Source organism: Adlercreutzia sp. ZJ176, from assembly GCF_011038975.1.
In the GTDB taxonomy this organism is placed as follows: Bacteria; Actinomycetota; Coriobacteriia; order Coriobacteriales; family Eggerthellaceae; genus CAAEEV01.
Window position 1 is genome coordinate 1 of sequence record NZ_JAAKEC010000020.1, and the last position, 17,816, is coordinate 17,816.

The 17,816-nt window shown below is 53.2% G+C and carries 18 protein-coding genes; 12 read left to right on the plus strand and 6 right to left on the minus strand.

Annotated features, from left to right (window positions below):
• Window positions 1–213: 213 nt before the first annotated feature.
• From G7Y50_RS10325 to G7Y50_RS10340, 4 genes are all read left to right on the plus strand, one after another.
• Complete coding sequence (locus tag G7Y50_RS10325; RefSeq protein ID WP_165047518.1) at window positions 214–999, plus strand: ParA family protein; 786 nt, start codon at window positions 214–216, stop codon at window positions 997–999.
• Window positions 992–1,951 carry a ParB/RepB/Spo0J family partition protein gene (locus G7Y50_RS10330; RefSeq protein WP_165047521.1) on the plus strand — a complete coding sequence of 320 codons (960 nt, stop codon included), beginning with the start codon at window positions 992–994 and terminating at the stop codon, window positions 1,949–1,951. The genes G7Y50_RS10325 and G7Y50_RS10330 overlap by 8 nt, the downstream gene beginning before the upstream one ends.
• A complete protein-coding gene (locus tag G7Y50_RS10335) occupies window positions 1,941–3,134 on the plus strand; it encodes a helix-turn-helix domain-containing protein (RefSeq protein ID WP_165047527.1) in 1,194 nt (397 codons plus the stop codon). The genes G7Y50_RS10330 and G7Y50_RS10335 overlap by 11 nt, the downstream gene beginning before the upstream one ends.
• A 420-nt stretch (window positions 3,135–3,554) precedes the next feature.
• A complete protein-coding gene (locus G7Y50_RS10340; protein ID WP_165047532.1) occupies window positions 3,555–4,712 on the plus strand; it encodes a Fic family protein in 1,158 nt (385 codons plus the stop codon).
• Window positions 4,713–5,087: 375 nt separating this feature from the next.
• Here G7Y50_RS10340 and G7Y50_RS10345 read toward each other — a convergent pair whose 3' ends face one another.
• Window positions 5,088–5,708 carry an ATP-binding protein gene (locus G7Y50_RS10345; protein WP_165047539.1) on the minus strand — a complete coding sequence of 207 codons (621 nt, stop codon included), beginning with the start codon at window positions 5,706–5,708 and terminating at the stop codon, window positions 5,088–5,090.
• 430 nt (window positions 5,709–6,138) lie between these two features.
• Here G7Y50_RS10345 and G7Y50_RS10350 point away from each other — a divergent pair, with 430 nt between their 5' ends.
• The gene (locus tag G7Y50_RS10350) at window positions 6,139–6,846 is read left to right on the plus strand and encodes a hypothetical protein (protein WP_165047545.1); all 708 of its coding nucleotides are present in this window, start codon (window positions 6,139–6,141) and stop codon (window positions 6,844–6,846) included.
• 268 nt (window positions 6,847–7,114) lie between these two features.
• Here G7Y50_RS10350 and G7Y50_RS10355 read toward each other — a convergent pair whose 3' ends face one another.
• The gene (locus G7Y50_RS10355) at window positions 7,115–7,531 is read right to left on the minus strand and encodes a helix-turn-helix domain-containing protein (protein WP_165047551.1); all 417 of its coding nucleotides are present in this window, start codon (window positions 7,529–7,531) and stop codon (window positions 7,115–7,117) included.
• Between the two features lie 419 nt (window positions 7,532–7,950).
• On the opposite strand from G7Y50_RS10355, the gene G7Y50_RS10360 reads away from it, so the two are divergent.
• The 7 genes from G7Y50_RS10360 to G7Y50_RS10390 all read left to right on the plus strand — a co-directional run bounded on the left by G7Y50_RS10360 (window position 7,951) and on the right by G7Y50_RS10390 (window position 13,288).
• Window positions 7,951–8,610, plus strand: a complete 660-nt coding sequence (locus tag G7Y50_RS10360; RefSeq protein ID WP_165047559.1) for a hypothetical protein — start codon at window positions 7,951–7,953, stop codon at window positions 8,608–8,610.
• A gap of 79 nt (window positions 8,611–8,689) precedes the next feature.
• Window positions 8,690–9,058 (plus strand): hypothetical protein, encoded by a 369-nt coding sequence (locus G7Y50_RS10365; RefSeq protein WP_165047562.1) that lies wholly within the window; start codon window positions 8,690–8,692, stop codon window positions 9,056–9,058.
• Between the two features lie 324 nt (window positions 9,059–9,382).
• Complete coding sequence (locus G7Y50_RS10370; protein WP_165047565.1) at window positions 9,383–9,751, plus strand: YraN family protein; 369 nt, start codon at window positions 9,383–9,385, stop codon at window positions 9,749–9,751.
• A gap of 574 nt (window positions 9,752–10,325) precedes the next feature.
• Complete coding sequence (locus G7Y50_RS10375; protein ID WP_165047570.1) at window positions 10,326–10,745, plus strand: CopG family transcriptional regulator; 420 nt, start codon at window positions 10,326–10,328, stop codon at window positions 10,743–10,745.
• Window positions 10,746–10,747: 2 nt separating this feature from the next.
• On the plus strand, window positions 10,748–11,980 hold the full coding sequence (locus tag G7Y50_RS10380) for a relaxase/mobilization nuclease domain-containing protein (protein WP_165047593.1): 1,233 nt from the start codon (window positions 10,748–10,750) through the stop codon (window positions 11,978–11,980).
• Window positions 11,977–12,546, plus strand: coding sequence for a hypothetical protein (locus tag G7Y50_RS10385; RefSeq protein WP_165047601.1), 570 nt, complete (start codon window positions 11,977–11,979; stop codon window positions 12,544–12,546). Before G7Y50_RS10380 ends, G7Y50_RS10385 begins: the two co-directional genes overlap by 4 nt.
• 55 nt (window positions 12,547–12,601) lie before the next feature.
• A complete protein-coding gene (locus G7Y50_RS10390; protein WP_165057058.1) occupies window positions 12,602–13,288 on the plus strand; it encodes a hypothetical protein in 687 nt (228 codons plus the stop codon).
• 346 nt (window positions 13,289–13,634) lie between these two features.
• Here G7Y50_RS10390 and G7Y50_RS10395 read toward each other — a convergent pair whose 3' ends face one another.
• From G7Y50_RS10395 to G7Y50_RS10410, 4 genes are read right to left on the minus strand one after another with little or no spacing between them, the layout of a single operon-like run.
• A complete protein-coding gene (locus G7Y50_RS10395; RefSeq protein WP_165047621.1) occupies window positions 13,635–15,038 on the minus strand; it encodes a hypothetical protein in 1,404 nt (467 codons plus the stop codon).
• Window positions 15,031–15,639: a CatB-related O-acetyltransferase gene (locus tag G7Y50_RS10400; protein ID WP_165055388.1), complete on the minus strand. Its 609-nt coding sequence runs from the start codon at window positions 15,637–15,639 to the stop codon at window positions 15,031–15,033. Before G7Y50_RS10400 ends, G7Y50_RS10395 begins: the two co-directional genes overlap by 8 nt.
• Window positions 15,632–16,714: a hypothetical protein gene (locus tag G7Y50_RS10405; protein WP_165047711.1), complete on the minus strand. Its 1,083-nt coding sequence runs from the start codon at window positions 16,712–16,714 to the stop codon at window positions 15,632–15,634. The genes G7Y50_RS10400 and G7Y50_RS10405 overlap by 8 nt, the downstream gene beginning before the upstream one ends.
• Window positions 16,711–17,802, minus strand: a complete 1,092-nt coding sequence (locus G7Y50_RS10410) for an EpsG family protein (protein WP_165047720.1) — start codon at window positions 17,800–17,802, stop codon at window positions 16,711–16,713. The genes G7Y50_RS10405 and G7Y50_RS10410 overlap by 4 nt, the downstream gene beginning before the upstream one ends.
• Window positions 17,803–17,816 lie beyond the last annotated feature (14 nt).

Consider the following 17,816-nt stretch of genomic DNA (forward strand, 5'->3'; position numbering starts at 1 on the left):
AAACACGCGAAATGTGCATTCGCTAAATCCCCAGTTCAGAGCATATTATTTTGAAACCTCTGAGCATCTTCGATTTCCTTCTCGATTTCTGCAACCCCGAATTTTCCAGTACGTTTCCAGTATTTTGTGAAACGTGCGGCCCATTCGCACATTTTTCGAATGGGCTGTCTGACCTCCACGATGTGGCTCATGCCACAGAAATGGAGGCGCACCATGACGTGCAAAACAATAGCAGTAGCGAATCAAAAAGGAGGGACGGGAAAGACTGCCACAACGCTCAGTCTTGGCATTGCTTTGTCCAAGCGCGATAAGCGCGTATTGCTGGTGGATACGGATCCTCAAGGCGATCTAACCAAATCGCTCGGCTGGTTCAACCCCGATTCTTTAGAGATCACCGTCGCCAATCATATCCAAGCAGTGATTGACGGCATAGACATGCAAGCTGATGAGGGAATCCTTAGCCACAAAGAAGGCGTCGATCTCATGCCTGCGAACATCGACCTTGCAAGCATGGAGATGAGCATCTTCATGGCGATGTCGCGTGAGCAGATTCTTAACTCCTGGCTTTCTAGCATCAAGAAAAACTACGATTATGTCCTTATTGATTGCGCGCCAACGCTGGGTATCTTGCCTGTGAACGCATTCGTCGCATCGGACAGTGTCCTTGTTCCCGTTTCTGCAGAATTCTTACCGGCATCTGCGATGACCGAACTCCTGAAGACCATCAATAGGGTTAAGCGACAGATCAATCCTTCTCTTGAGGTTGAGGGGATATTGATCACGCTCTTCGACACCAGAAACAACCTTGCTCGTGAGGTGGAAGAGACCATTCGCAAACAATACGGGAAGACCTATCGCGTATTCGATTCCATTATCCCTCGGGCTGTATCAGCTGCAGAAACACCTGCCGCAGGGATAAGCATCTTCACTTATGACAAACGAGGCAAAGTTGCGTCCGCTTTTACCAGTCTCGCAGATGAGGTGATCTGCAATGGCTAAGAAGAAAGTGAACATAAGCCTTCCGTCGGTAGATGAGCTCTTCACTTCACAGGTTGAGCGAGACTCGAAGGGAAGCAGCGTCATCCAATTGCTACCGTTAGCTTCGATCGTCCCGTTTCCCAAACATCCCTTTGGTGTGCGTGACGATCAAGATATGGAGCAGCTCGTCGAGAGCATCCAAGAGCATGGCATCCTGTCACCCCTAGCCGTACGAGCTGCAAACGATGGCGTATTCGAGCTCATAAGCGGCCATAGAAGAAAGCACGCAGCTGAGGTGGTAGGGCTGACCGATGTGCCATGCATCGTTAAAGACCTCACTGATGATGAAGCTGTTATCGCAATGGTGGATTCGAATCTTCAGAGGGAGACCATCCTGCCGAGCGAACGGGCATTCGCTTATTCGATGCGCCTTGAAGCTATGAAGCGACAAGGTTTCCGCAGCGACCTTGCTTGTGCGCAATTTGCACACAAGTCGGGCGGCAGGAAGTCGAGAGATATCTTGGCTGAAGAATTGGGTGTTAGCAAGGATATGATCCGACGCTATATTCGCCTTACTAATCTCATTCCGGGATTGCTGACTCTCGTGGATGCAGGGCGCATGAAGATGCAGCCAGCGATAGCGGTCAGCTATCTCGAAGAAGATGAGCAGCAATGGCTTCTCGAAGCGATTGACTCTCAAGCCTGCACGCCGTCCCATGCCCAAGCGGTGAAGATGCGCCGCTACTCGGAAGAGGGTACGTTAACAGCGGCCCTTGTCAGTTCGATCATGGAAGAGGAAAAACCCAATCAGATCGAGCAATTCAAGATTCCTAAGAAGAACATCTCGCGCTTCTTCAAAGCGGGCATGAGCAATGAAGAGATGAGCGCGCGCATCATCAAAGCCTTGGAACTGCTTGAAGCAGCTGAGGCAAAACGCGACTGGCTGGCGAAGGAAGAGGTGCATGATGGGTAACATGATGCACCGTGGGAAAGGGTCGTTTACCCACGTCGAAAACACGGTCTTCTTCGATCACACACTGAGCCTTAAAGCAAAGGGAATTTACTGTCAGATTCGCTCGCTTGAAAACAACCCCGATTGGGTGTTCACCATCCGTGGCTTCGCAAAGCTTGTTAAAGATGGGGTTGATGCCGTAACAGCTGGGCTCAAGGAGCTAGAGAGCGCTGGGTACATAATCAGAGCGAGGAGGCGAAGCGAGAACGGGCGTTTCCTCAAAGCCGAGGAAGCCACGTGGATCACGCTCGATGACCCGGCAATGTATGCGAGTGTTGCAACCGAATTGAAGGAGGAGGGATATGCGATTCTCTCCGAATTCAAGCGCGACCCTACCAGCAACGTTGAGTTCGATCTGAAGAGCGATATTCCCGCTACGGGAAAAGGTGGCCCTAAGAATGCCCAGGTCAGCACCAGAACGGGAAAATCAGTATCTGGAAATCCCGTATCTGGGAAAACCATATCTGGAAAACAAGACCCAATAAATTACTTATCTGATAAACGGACTAATGAAGATAAACCCCTCTCTTGTCTCCCCGAAACAGAACCAAAGGCAGACCGCAGAGAGGAGAAGGGCGATTTTGCAGCTTTCAGAAAAGGCGAGTTCACAGAGTCTTTCGAGAAGCTATGCGAGATGTCTATCAAGCCGGTCTCCTCGCTCAAGTTCAAACGCGATTGCTTCAAGGCATGGAAGCGAAAGGTCGCAGACGGATACACGCCAGAGCAGATAATCCATGCTTACGATGCCTATGCGAAGGCCTATTGGGTGAGAAACGCTGATGACAAGAAGCTCGCGAAGAACCTCATTCGCTGGCTTGAGGGAGAAGGCGGCCTTGAGACGTTCGCAGACGAGCCCATACCTCCGAACCTTCTTGAACATGACGGCAAGCCACTCACCATGGAGGAGCTGGCCGATGCTGATCCAGATTTCGCACCTCTTTGGAACAAGCTCAGGAGCGCTCGCTGCGTCGTGCTCTCGCTTATGATCGACAACACGGAAGAGCGACCTTCGCAAGAGGAGTTGGATAAGGCGTGCGACGAGGACAGACAATTCCAGCGATGCCTGGCAAGATGCAAGGAACGATACGACAGATACTTGAAGCTTTTCGAGCTATTCAACGGGGAGGGTGTGGATAGTGATTAGTTGACACTTTGGGCTTATATGCGAGCAACCCCGTCCCAGGTTCTCATTATTTGTATGGACTGCTCTTAACTGCTCTTAACTGCTCTTAACCAAGCAGCCTTTCGGATAATTCATAATACTGAGTGGGATCGGTTTTATTTCGTCCTCGCCAAGCCAAAACCTCAATGTCAGCCAAATGCTTACTTGAGAAGCTAATTTATCTGACGTTAACAGCCATCCGGTAAGACGCTTTGCGAGCTTGGTACGAAAAGGCAGATGATATCTTCGATGCCGAAGACTATAGGAAGGGGCGTCGATACCGACTTTCGCTGATTGGTGGCACCAAAACAGGCATCAAAACCTCTTTATTTCAATTTTTTATAACATTTTGAAATAAAGAGGGTATACTGAGATTCATGTTTCAAAAAGAGGGAGGCAGGCATGGGGCGTTCGGGCGAATATGTGAGCAATTTGTATGGCGAGATAGCATACCGTTCTTTTAGGCCGGCGCCGCTTCCTCCAGAACCTCAAATTTCATTGGATGGTGACGACCTCCGGCTTCTTCTTGCCGCTTCTCGTCGTTTGCAAGAGTTAGACACGATGGCTCAGTTCATTCCGAACGCGCAACTTTTCGTATCGCAGTATGTGCGCAAAGAGGCGCTTGTTTCGTCTCAGATCGAAGGTACTCAGTGTACGCTCGACGACCTGCTCGATCCTGAGGTCGAGAGCAACGCCGACTTGGATGTTGATGATGTAGTCTGCTACACGAAAAGCCTCTGGCATGCGATCGATCGTCTCGATGAGATGCCTCTTTGTAACCGTTTGCTCCGCGAGGCTCATGCTCAATTGCTCGGTAGCGGGCGGGGTTCCGAGCGCAATCCGGGTGAGTTTCGCCGCTCGCAGAATTGGATCGGTCCGTCGGGATGCACGCTGAAAGATGCACGTTACATCCCGCCTAATGTCGACGACATGATTGACGCGCTTGCCGACCTGGAGCGCTACATCAACGCTGATCCTGAAATCGATCCGCTTATTCGTGCGGCTCTTATACACTATCAGTTCGAGACGATCCACCCTTTCCTTGACGGCAACGGCAGGATCGGACGCATGCTCATCTTGCTTTACCTCATCGATCGGGGAATGTTGCACAGCCCGGTGCTCTACGTATCCTATTTTCTCAAGCGCAACCAAATTGAGTACTACGACCGCATGGGCGAAGTGCGGCGATCGGGCAACTACGAGCAATGGATTCGCTTCTTCCTAGAGGCCGTGAAGGCGGCCGCTCAAGATGCCCTTGAGTCGGCGCGTGCCCTTGATCATCTGCACCGGAAGAGCTGGGAGATCGTGGCAGCACAGCGTGCGGCAAAATCGCTTTCCAGTGTGCTCGAGTACGTGGAGAAGCGCCCCATCATGAGCATCGGGCGTTGCGCGGAGGAATTATCCTTGAGCTACAACACGGTTGCTTCGGCGGTACGCAAGCTGTGCGACCTTGGGATCTTAAGGGAAACCACTAACGCTTCGCGCAACCGTGTGTTCGCCTACGAGAGTTACCTAGCTGTTCTTCGACGGGGAACCGAGCCGCTCGGTGGTGGCCGATAATGAAGGTATGGCCCCGACCAAAGAGCTCGTCAACGTTGTGGCCTAATCGTCATAGAGGCTGGAAGGCACGGCGTTGCTCTTGACAACGCTCGAAGACAAGGCCGACATCAGCGGACGGCAGCCGATCTGGCTGCCGTCCGCTGTGTCGTGGAAGTCTACGCCAGCGACCTTGATGCGATCTTGGAACATGCCCAGATATAAATTGAGCCAGTCCCAGTAGGACCGGCCCTTGCAAAGCCTCGAAGGCTTTTTTACGTGCGATTATATTCACACATGCCACCCATCGAGTCAACCGTCTTTCTGTGCTCATGACGTGCGACAATTCACAGCCTACTCCGAAATTACTCCGAAAATCTTTCCGTAGTAGCGCCGCTATCAGTTCTTAGCTATTATCCAGCGTCCGCGAGTGCCACCCTCGCGGACCAAAACGCCTTCTTTGCGAAGACCCGCTATCACTCTTTCGATATGCCGCTTGCTCATTCCTAGGCTATCTGCGATGCTCTGTGCGCGTATTACGTTTTTTCCGGTGTGGTGTTCCACGGCCCCACTACCGACATCATTACCGACATTACCGACATCATTGCCGACAGGATCAACAGCAAGTGGCAGAAAGATGCTCGACCGCTCGGGATTCACCTGCTCGCTGAGCACCGGTCTCCCAAAACCCGCGTAAGTCCACTTCTTTACCATGTCTGGGACACCGCCCCCAGCACGCTCGCCGATGTTGATGAGCGTGAACATCTTCATCATCGTCTCGTTGCGCGGGTCAGAATTGCCGCCGATGTAGGCGTCCTCTATACCAATGCGGAAGCCGCCGGGGTTCGAGAAGCGAAGACCGTCCTCTCTCCAGAGAAAGACTACACCACGACGTTCGTGATAATCCGCGTTCGTAAGGCAGTTCGCAATGGCTTCGCGCAGGGCATCGTGCGCCTCGGTCTCGTCTACGCGCTGACTGTTCTCGTCGAGCTTAAAGGGTACGTTGATGGCCTGCTTCATGTTGTTGAAGACGCGCCGATAGAAATCGAAGACGTTGCCCGACCTCCTTAGTGCGTCCCCGCCCCAGCGGCCTTATGCGCCTGCATGTTCAGCCGCGAATCCATCGAATCAGGTGAATTAGACCTCCGCTGCATCCATCTGTCAGCCCGTTACCGTTAGGCGCTGTCCGTGAGCGCCACATATCTCATACGACCTCCGCCGTGAGCGTCTCCTCCTCTGCGTGCCCCGTCCTGGGAGCCAAGCTGCCCGTGGGCACACGCGGCGGCAAGGGCCGCGAAAAACCTTTCGCTGAATACCCAACGAAAGCGACCGAAAGCTCAGGCCTACGGTTTTCGCTTCCTCCCTTGTCTCCGCGTGCGCCCACGGGCGGCCGCTTCTCCCAAGGAGGCGCATTCGAGGAAGGATGCGCCACGAACACTAGGAGGTCATCATGGGAAACAGAGCCGTCATCACAACGCCCGAGCGCAAGGTCGGGCTCTTCCTGCACTGGAACGGCGGGCGTGACACCGTGGAGCCGCTACTCAAATACTGCGAGCTCCAGGGATACCGCCCTCCGAGCCAAGACGAGTACGGATGGGCGCGCATGTGCCAGGTCATGGGCAACTTCTTCGGGGGTTCTCTATCCCTCGGCATCGGCGAATACACCACCGATCGCCAGATGGACCCCGGCGACAACGGCATCTACGTCATCGAGGGATGGCGGATAGCCGACCACCTGCGAACAGAGTACGACGAGGACTGGAACGCCGTCGGGATGCGCTCGTTCGACCCTTCCGAGGAGCACGACTGGCACGAGTTCGACGACATGCTGCGGGCATTCGACGCTACCATGCCGGAGGGCCTGCGTCTCGGCGAGGTGCTCGATTCGGTTGAGGTACCGGTATCCGAGGTGAGGCTCGGCGACGAGGTGTGGCTCTACGACAACGTCTGCGACAAGTGGAAGTCGTTTTCCGTCGTGGGCTTCGGACAGCCGAGCAGCAACCGCATCGCGGTCGAGATCGAAGCGCCGAACGGCAGGCGCAAGGTCACCTATCCCAACCTGCCCTACGTCGCCCAGTACGGCCATGACGGCGACTTCTCGTGGAACTGCAACAACTACGTCCACGGCGACCTCGTCCGCATCAAGCCGCGAGAGTAGGCATCCGAGACAGAACACCATACTCCCAGCCCGTCGGCCCTGTAGTTGGCGGGCCCTCTTCGCCTCTCTTCTGTTCACGCCAGCGCCCCGATACTTCGCGAGCCGCATGAGAAGGTTGCGACCGTCTCTTGACGCGCCCAAGAGCCTCATCCTGCCTTTAACCGGAAAGCTCGCCGAGAACCGCGCATTTGTGCAAAGACAACGAAAACTTATCGGGTGCTTTCCAGGAAGTTTAAACATCAACCCAACCCAGCTGATTGACTTCCTCTTAAAACTTACTCTTCCAGTCTTCGTAGTCCTCCTGCGTTATCTCGCCCGTGATGAGACGGTGACGCACTGCACCCCAGGCCTTGAGTGCGACGTCTGTCTTTTGGGCGTTCGTTGCTTTCGGGTCGATACAGAGGCCGTCGTCGCACATGTCGGGAACGAGCCCGAACTCGTCTTCGAGCTGGAGCAGCGCTCGCACTAGGTCCCTTGCGCTTTCGATCTTGTGGTCTTCGAGCATCCCATGTGACACGCCGAGGGCTTGCGCGATCATTTCCAGCTGCTCTTCTCCGGGCGTGCGTATTCCGCTCTCGTAGTGCCGGATCGCTCCCTCGGTCATGCCGACCTTTTCCGCAAGCCCCACGATGCTCAACCCCTGCGCCTTCCGATGCTTCTTTATGTTCTCGCCGACAGTTGCCATACGCGCCCGCTTTCTTCAAGTCTTGCTCTATCCGTCATTATCGTACAAATCCGTACCGTGCGGTTGCCGCAAAAGGCAGCGCATCCCCGGCGCTCACGGAAATGCCGCAACAGCTGCAAGTCTTTCCTCGGCTTCTGAGCGCATCGCCCCCACGCCTCCTTGTCTTGGACGATCGCCCCGCCCCGCCTCTCATCCAGGAACTCTTGCATGGAACCCGCCTGACGTCGCAAGGCGCGTCCTTCCTGCGCAAAACCCGCACAAGCAGATTTCCCTTCGCACGTCTCTCGTGCAGGTTGCGGCCTTAACGACCTTTGCGAAGAAGCCCGCTTTGTTCCTTGCCCCGCAGGCGGAACCCGCGCACGGCCCCGGATCACGAGGCGGTGGCACAGGGCGACCGCCGAAAGAACAAGGAGGTCATCATGGGAAACAGGGCAGTCATCACAACGCCGAAGAAGGATCTGGCGCTCTACCTGCACTGGAATGGCGGGCTCGACACGGTGGAGCCGCTGCTCAAGTACTGCGAGCTTCAGGGGTACCGCCCGCCGAGCTACGACAGCTACGGATGGGCACGGATGGCGCAGGTCATGGGCAACTTCTTCGGTGGCTCCTTAAGCGTGGGCATCGACCGGTTCGACCGACTCGGCGACCAGGGAGACAACGGCGTCTACGTCATTGACGGCTGGAAGATCGTCGGCCGCATCGAAGAGGAGCTCGACGGCGACTACAATGTCACGGGCTGGCATGAGTTCCCTGAGTCCCGCGAGCAGCACGAACACGACTTCGACGACATGCTGCGAAGCTTCGATAAGGCCATGCCCCCCAAGCTCAGGCTCGGCTCCTTCCTCGATTCCGTCGAGGTGCCCGTATCCGACATCCGCGTCGGCGATCTCGTGTTCATGCGTGATTTCGAGTCCGCGTGGAAGGTATACCCCGTCGTCGGCTTCGGCGAGGGCGTGCGCAACGGATCTGATGTGACTGGCGTCCCCTACGTCGCGCGCTACGACCACGACGGCGACTACTCCTGGAACTGCAACAACTACGTTCAGGGAGACACTGCCTACATTATGCCGCGCAAGTAAGTCTCCATGGGAGCTGCCGGCCCCATGCGGGCTGGCAGCTCCTTCCCCGAAAACAACTCCGACAGAAAGGATCACGAACATGGGATACAGAAGTGAAGTGAAGATTGCCACGACCCGCAAGGGCTACGATCAGATGTGCGAGTACGTGGATGCCCTCAGCGACGGCCTGGATACGTTTCCCCTCATGGGATCTTGCTGCAAGCCAGATTTCTTCGAGGAGCGCGATGGATGCGTGGTCTTCGGCTGGGACTACATCAAGTGGTACGAGGGCCTTCTCGCCGACGTGAGCAACGTCGTAGACGCACTCAGCGAGATCGACGAATGCGGGCTTCCCTACGAATTCTGCCGCATTGGTGAGAGCTGGGACGACATCGAGTTTCAGGCGTCTCGTAACAACGTCGAGCTCACGCTGCATGTCGAGCCGTCGGTTACCATCGAAATCGTGTGACCGGATTGTCGAAGGGGCGCGCCTTGCCCGACCGACGTTCTCCCCCGATACCCTCCTGCGCGCCTCGCCCTTTCCTGCCTTATCACACGCACGCTCGCACGGAACCGCTCGGGCTTTGACAAGGGTCGCGATACTTTTCCCATTTCTTTTCATGGAAGAAGCGCCTTCGCAATCCCCTGAAAACAAATGAGAAAACTAGCGCGGCAGGAACCAACCTTCCATGTGCCGCTTCGCTTTCCCCTTTGCAAAGCACGCGAACCCGTGCGCCCTCCCGTGTCACAAGGCAAGGCAAAGGGTCGAGCCTAAGACAGCCAGGAGGTCATCATGAAAGAAATCATCAATAAGTCGAACCAGGCAATAGCAGCGTACCTCAATCGCCGAGGATACGAGATCGTTGAGCAGCCCTGGGAAGCCGACATCGACTCGCGCGTGAGCATTGTTGCGAAAGACAAAGACGCCCTCGTTTTCACAACCGTCACAGCCTGCAAGGACTCCGATTCGTTCCCAGCAGAGCATCTGAACCAAGAGGAGCTCGAAGGCTTCGCAATCAAGTGGCTAAAGGACAACCGCAGCCACGCCGATTGCGCCGTTCGCTTCGACCACATCGGACTGCTTATCATGAGTCCGGACAGGGCGTTCATCAAGCACCACATCAACGTGATGTCTTGCAGCAATATCCCAGGGGAGGAATAACAGACCTCCTTTCCTCCTCTTGAGGAGTCCCGCAAGCGTCGCCGGGTCGATGGGACTCGGCGGCCTTCGGGGAACAATCGTCGCTCGGAATCACGTGCCAGCACCCAAATACCAAAACCGTACAAAATTGTACGGTTTTGGTATACAATGAAAATGTAATACAAACCAGACGGCATCTCATTCCACCATCCGGAGATGCGGCGAAGACGCAAGGAACGAGGCGACTCCATGCTCGCATATGAATCTCAACACTCTCTCTCCAACACGACGGCTAAGCGCCCAGAACGCAATTCTTGGGATACGTGCCCAACTTGGATGCCATAGGCGCTCAGACGCGAAACCCAGCAAGTAGCCCATGGCGTATTACATTTTCATTTCATCGCCATGGCACTTGTTCCCCGCAGGCGTTTGAACCGTTATGTCGCCGAGCATTTTTGAGGGCTCGGCTCCGGAGAGCGCGAGGAATGCGGGTGATGAGCCTCAAATCTCGCAGACGACATCCGAGGCTCATCACCCGGCGGGGGAGGCCCCGCGCCCCTGATTGAATACATTCAATGGTTAGGAGAGAAATACCATGGCAACCGACAACAAGACCCACACCTTGAGCTTTCGTCTCGCGGAGGACGATTACCAAAGACTCGCCAAGCGTTGCCGCGAGGCGGAGCTTTCCCAGTCGAAGTACCTACGCTACCTGATTCGCATACCGATAGTCACCGAAGGTGAGCAGGCCGATGTCGTGCCGTGCATCGTGCTCGACAAAAAGTCGTTGCGCAGGATATCAAAGGAGCTCACGCGCTGGGGGTATCACTACAACCAAGCCGTGCATGCGATGAACTCCATCAACTACTACATCGCGCACGGAAAGGTCACCTCTGACATCCTTGACGGCAAGGCTGAGAGCATCGAGTGCGCGCTTTTAGATGTGAACGACAACGCTCAGCGAATCGTCTATGAGATCGCCGAACTTCAGGCCAAGCAGCTCGTCGAGGACTGACCATGCCCATCTTGAAAGTCATATCCGGGCATGGTAGCACAGGCGGCATCCGCAACTACCTTGAGAAGGGCGGCCGTGCCCTGGGGCGTGATTTTTTGAACCTGCCCTTCGAGGAATGGACGGTCGAGGATCGCGATGGCAAGGCGCTTGACGTTGAATGGGACGCCGAGATGGACGCGACAAGAAGGGCATACGGAACAGACGAGCCGTGGAGAGGGATGCGAGCTCGAACCTTCAAGCACTTCGTCATATCACCCGACCCCGATGACGCCATCGATATACAAAAGCTTCGCGAGCTTTCGCAAGCCTGGGCGAAGAAGCACTTCGGCAACCACGAGATAGCCATCGTCTATCATGACGACAACGAGGGCCGCATACCGCATGCGCACATCGTCGTGAACAACGTGGACCTCGTGACGGAGCGCAGGCTTCATACCGACCACCCCGAAGACCTCAACCGCGACCTGCAGGACATGGCGCGAAAGCGAGGGCTAACAGGTCTCTCGAACGTGATGCCCAAGCGCGGTGAGCGCGATCACGATGAGGCGCATCCGCGGAGCCGCCAGGCCGTGTACTTCGGCCGAGCCGAGCGAGAGCTTTTGCGCGAGGGCAGCTACTCGTGGGTCGGCGACATCCGCGCACGGGTGGCCCTTGCCAAGAACACGTCGCGCAGCGAAGTCGACTTCATGGAAGCGCTCGGGCATCTTGGCATCGAGGTCTCCGACAACTCGCGAAGCGCCAGGCGCGACGACTGGATATTCGCGTTAGCCGACCAACCGACCAGGCGCGTGTCCGGCGAGAGGCTCGGCTACACCTTCGGAAAGCAGATGCTGAAAAGCCGCTTCGAGCGCCAAGCGTCGTACCAGCCTGAGCCAAGGACGGGCAGAGAGATAAGGCACAGGGCGATCGAGGCGATCGAGCTCAACGACCTGCAAGACTTAAGCCGCCTCTCGGCTGTGCTCGAAACGTGCGCTAAGTTCGACGTCCGCTACCTTGAGGACTTCAACCGCAGGCTTGCAACTTTGTCCCGACGTGGACACGAGGGCACCGAGGGGTTCAGGCGGCTTCAGGAAGCACGAGCTTACGTGACGGACAACGGCCTCATGGCAAGGCGTGACCGTTGCAACCCAGCTGAGCCCGTGGCAACCCGAAGGCGTGGCAACCAGGGTGACACACAACGCCAACGTGCCCAGGAAGCGCAGCGCATGCGCTACCGGGAGAGGGGCGAGAGATGATCGTGAAGATAACCTATGACGACAAGCGCCTCGACGTCTTCGACACGTCCACGTTCACATCGGCGCTTCCCTTGGGAAAGCAGAACATGCTCACCAACTTCGAGGTGCGATTTGACGACATGGGATTCGACGGACTTTGGCTCACCGCACACAGCTACCGAGCCGACGAAACCTTTAAGAAGGATGCCGCCGAAAACGACGTTCCCGTTGCTAGACGTACCAAAGGCTGGCGCTTCTTGCTGGCATCGGCTACAGAGCTTGAGCATGTCGAGCTTGTCGTGGTTGATGGCGAGGTGATCGTGAAGCGCGTGCTCGGGGAGCTCATCGACCTTCAGAGCTTCGACGAGAAGACCTACGAGTGCATCGGCTCGTCATCGAAGGGCTTGCATGAGCGGATATGCGAGCTGTATTCATATCTGCAAAAGCTCACCGACGAAGCTGAGCCCTGCGTCCCTGGAGTGCCGAGGAGCGTCGTGTCGAAGCTCGTGGCGACAAAGCTTGCGAGTGAGGCAGAAGAAGACGGCAAGGAAGAGGAATGGGGTGATCTCGATGAGGTTGGTTGGTAGCTTTGTTCGCTGGCTCATCAAGGCAGTTTTCAGGTTTATGTAGGGAGTGATGGATATGAAGGGCGTTTTTGATTCGATGAAGAACAGACAGGTGCAAGGCATCTGTATCAGTGTTGCCGTTGCCGTTGTTGCGATCGTGATCCTCATGGTCGTGCTTGCAACGTGCTCTGCTGGAACAGCTGCAAGCGATGCCGACGCGGGCAAGGTTGTAGCGGCAAATCCTGTCGCGCAAGAGACCAACGAGACCGGTGATATGAGGGTTTCAAGCGCGGATGATAGCGCTTGGGCGGCGGCCTCAGATGTTGACACAAGCAGGGAGCCCGCTTCCGAGAGAGCTGAACCGATCGTAGCCGAAGCACAGTCTGTTTCTCAGGGCACCTCTGCACAGGCAGAAGATGCAGTTCCGTCGTCAGGTGCGAGTGCTCTGGAAAGTGAGGAGAGCCCCACCCCGCCGCAGCCTCAGAGGAAATGGGTCGAGGATGCCCAGGAGGTTTGGGTCGAGGACAAGGCAGCCTGGATCGAGCAGGTTCCGGTTTACAGCACCAAGGAGGTTTCGATCTGCAACGTGTGCGGCGCGGATGTCACTGGTAACACATCGGCACATGGCAAGGCACACATGCTTGCCGGAGAAGGATCCGGGCATCACAGCGAGGTCAAACAGATCGTCACCGGTTACAGCACCGTGAGCCATGCAGCAGAAGGCCACTGGGAAACCAAGGTGGTCGGCGGACATTGGGAGTAAGACTTGCGCTTTGCAGTGTCCAGCATTTTGCTCTCTTAGAAAGCACCTAGGCGGAACCGCTTTCGCGACTCCGCCCTACAAAACCTCGAAGGTTTTCTTATCTGTCGTTGCATACTTCGAACATGACGCTCCGTGATTTGAGGCGGGCGATCTGCCCGTCTGAGGTCAACTTGGGCTTGAATGGCTAGTAACCCGTTTTGGGACCCAGCAATCAGGGGGGTGTGGACGTATTCTTGGGTGTACCTAGGTTGCAACCACCGTATGATACTGTCTGCTTTTGACTCCGACGGCTGCGCTTAAGAATATGATGAGACTTGTGCCTGCGCTAAGGGGTAGCAACGCTAAACTACTGATGCTGTTTGTGCATTTGCTTGATGATTATTAGATAGATTGGCAGCGGCAGGTACAGAGCAAGTGAAACCGCTATTGCCGCCCATGTTGACAACAATTTGAACGCAATGATGAACGCAACCGAATAGACAACAAGATAGAGTGACAGAATGAGTGGTTCACGACTCGAAAAGCACTTTGCTAGATGTCGTTCGGAAACAAAGCAGCGCACAACAACCGCTATAACCGAGCCAGCGATAATCGCCTCCAAGGAATGCAACATCATTCCACATATACTACCCACTATCGCAATTAGAAGAGAAGCAATATTAATCGACAAGAGAGTTGCTTCTTCACGACGAACCTTAAATAGCGTCGAGCAGCATATCTCCATCTTGCTGTCAAAGATGCACGTTGGTAGTAACAGAACCAAATAAACCAGACTTTCATAGTACTGCGGCAGCCATAACTCTATGAATGTCATTAGGGGGAAAATACAAATCAGGATTACTGGCATAATCACCGACAACGCTCTTTCCCCACTAACGAAGAATACCCTAACAGCTTCTTCGTTGGTCTTACGTAAAAAGGGAAAGAAAACCATTGCTGCCTGTATGATAAATGCATTGAAAAAGGCTACGAGAGAAATCGCAAAGGAGTACTGTCCGAAGACATACTGAGGCCAGAACCACTCAATGAAAAAACGGCCCAAGCCGACAACGAGCATGGAAATTTGCATTGACATCATAAGCTTGAAACCAGCGGCGATACTATTCTTGATAGCCGGGATTATTCTTTTCAACGATAGCAGCCCCGAAAACAAGATGTCCCTCGCATGAAACACCGAATACGCGCAGGCAACGGCCTCAGCTATTACGTAAGCAGCTATATACATGAAGTAGTCTTGGCAGTTGCAGAGAACTAGAGAACCGAGCAACAAGAGAAATGAAGCACGTAGGAGTAAGAGTGCTTTCGAAGAAAGACGGACCTCATCAATTGCTTGAAACAAAACCCTTAGTGAACCATCGATGTTAAACAGAATTAAATAAGCGCCCAGTAAAATGAACACCAGCCGCCTACCGCCGCTGAATAGCAACAGCGATCCCAATATGATTATTCCGCCAACAATGGCTTGGAAGAAATACATGTAGACCAGCTGCGATCCGATACTCCGCTTGTTTATCTGACTTCTGCTTAGTCCACCGTTTATTAAGTATATTCCATCATGTAAGCCCAAAGTTGAAAACGAAACGTATGAAGCGTAAAGGATAAACAGTTGCCAAAAGGCAAACTCCTCGACTCCGAGCATCTTCGGAACAATCAAAGACATAACGACGCTTGTTAGCATCGACACAATCTGAACCACATAAGCAAATAAAATATTATGTTTTACAGAATTACCCCGAGAATCTTTACCCATTCAAGGATTCCCTGATCAAAAGCGCTTTTTCCTCGTCGATGTCCTCATAGAGAAGCTTAAGGTTCTTTTTTGCGTAGTCGCGCGTCAATGCTGAAAAATCCACTTCGGATAAGATCTTTATTATTTTTTCGTCGAACCTATATCTCACTAGCTTTGCCGGCACCCCGGCGACAATAGCATAGGGAGGGACATCCTTTGTCACCACCGCTCCGGCACAAACAATCGCACCCCTTCCGATATTTACATTAGACAAGATGATTGCGTCCGTGGCAAGCCAAACGTCGTCACCAACGACGATGCCGCCCTTGCAGGACTGCTTGCCGGGTAAACTCAGTAGTTTTGTCTTGAACGGAAAAGTTGAGAAGTGAGAAGTAGGATGATCATTGTTGACGATGAATTTTACTCCATGGGCTATAGAGCAGTAGTCTCCTATCAAGACTCCATAGTCATCACCAAACGAACTTACATATATTGGGCCATAAGTTCCCTTGCCAACAGTAACAAGATCATGAGGAAATCTATTTTCCTGCCATGTTCCGTTGTGCTGGTTTTTCAGTCTCCACTGGATTCGTCTAATCCGTAGTTTAATTGAATCAAGCATTTCCACAATAGCCCCACTCTGCAATATTGTCGACGTAAGATTCATAGTATGTTTTGGGGTACTCCGATTTAGCATCAGGTCTCTGATGTGGCGAATCCGCCATGGGCAATTCGCAACTCCCATCGACAGATGAGGGGTAAGAGAACCTTTCCAGCCAAGATTCAAAACTGTAGTAATCGAGAAGCTCGTCATGTGGTTCCACGTAGGGCGTTTTAATAAAATCAAAGAGTCCGTCTGGGAAACGTTCGTCAATTATGTAGACGTTATTGTGATTGTAAAGATTCAGACACCGAACAGAGCGATTGTCGGTAATGAGTTTCTTCCCAAAGAATAGGGCTTCCAGAGTTCGGATCGTCACACCCTCTTGGTTAGGTTTGGTAATCTCTACGAGTATATCTGACTCTTCGACCTTCAATATGTTCTCGCTGTAGGGAATAGAATCGGAGTAACAGAAATCACTACTAGTTACCTCGCTTGATGTCTCATCTTTGACAACATAAAACCTTGTTTCCACCCCAGCTGCAATCAGCGCATTCTCAACTGCCATGATTTTGGCTAGTCGTCCCTTTTCTAGGCCCATAAAGTAAGCAGAGATCCCCTCCCTGCTCTTGCGAATGCTAGACGACTTGGCCATTGTGCTAAACATACGAGAGTAGAAAGATGGGTTGAAATGCATGTTATATTCTCTACATTCACGGGGATCAAACGACCAAAGCTCGCATTCTTTCCTATCAATACCCCATGGATTGGCCGCCTTTTTGTCGCCTTCTACAGTGTTCCAGTAGTAATAGCAAATTCGACCCGAATAGCCGAGTCTTCTCAGAACTTTATGCAGACACGAAGCCGTCCTTGAGGAATCCATAACTATAATTAACGAATAATCCGAAAGCGATTCAACCCAAGACTCCAGAAAGAAACAGGGCATAAACCCAATCCGAGAAAATGCCATCCGTACCGCTTGCGCAATCTTAGACACCCTTCTGAATATATTGAACATATCGACACTCGGTGGAAGGCATGCCTTGTATCCCGAAAGCATACTTTCGTTATCGAAAGTGATCACTAAAGTCTTCATGAGAATACCTCGTTAAATGTGTTGTTAAGCATTACCGGCACAAATGAAAGATCGAAGTTGTGCACAGTTGCCGCAAGAGTGAAAGCTAGCAGGAGCCATAAGGCTGTCATACCAATATTTCCAATTCTGGCTTGCATAATCGGAACACTTTCACGTAACCACTTGTCAACTATTGCGGCAAGAACGGGAAAAGCAACCCAGATAATTCTGAACGATTCAGAAACATTGCATAAGGAAATTGCACACAAGGGGAGGAAGCACAAACCGATGTTAGATACCACTCTCCCATAAGCAAAATCGCCCCTTTCTCTAAGGCTTCGTCCTGCATGGTCGAGCAGCCACGCTTGCGAGAGAATGCACATAATAAATACCACGCAGCCTAAGCCCAGATGTAAAGCAAAATAGTAATCGACCCTGTATTCCCCAATTAACATCGCAAGTACAGTCTTTGCCAAACCGGTAACCAGAAGGAATGCAAGAACTGCTGTCAGAACCGTGAAAAGCAGCTTGCAAGATTTGACACTTAGATACTTTGCGGGTAGCAGCAGAAGAAAAACATAACAAACAAAATGTATCGACCCTGCTATGACGATTAACATGCCGAACCAGATAATGGATTTGCTAGTTGCTTTCTCTGAAAAGGCAAACGAAATAGCAAGGGATGCAACTGAGCCCGCCAAAAAAGTACGAAAGAGGGTCGTGCCAAGCCACAGCGACATAAGCAGAAAGCAGGCAAAGGGGAACGGTCTCATTTCCCCACCGCTCATTCTCTTGATCGATACTACATATAGCGTGAGCGCGGATGCATTTAACACCGTCCTGAAAACTTCGAACGGAATACCTCCTCTCGATGCAAAAAGCTCCATTGCGTCGAATAGCCAATCCCTACTAAATGGCTGATATAGGATTTCGATATACCAACCGCGATACAGCACTAGATCATTGTTGTCTGTGTTCAGGAGTAAAACCACGGATGCGACAAACACCAAGAGGCAAACAACAAACCTTGAGCGCCTTACAGTCAGCCCCGCCAAACACGCCGCCGCCCAAAGCCATACAAGCGGGATTTCCCACACTAGCGCCACCACGCTAACTAGATCCT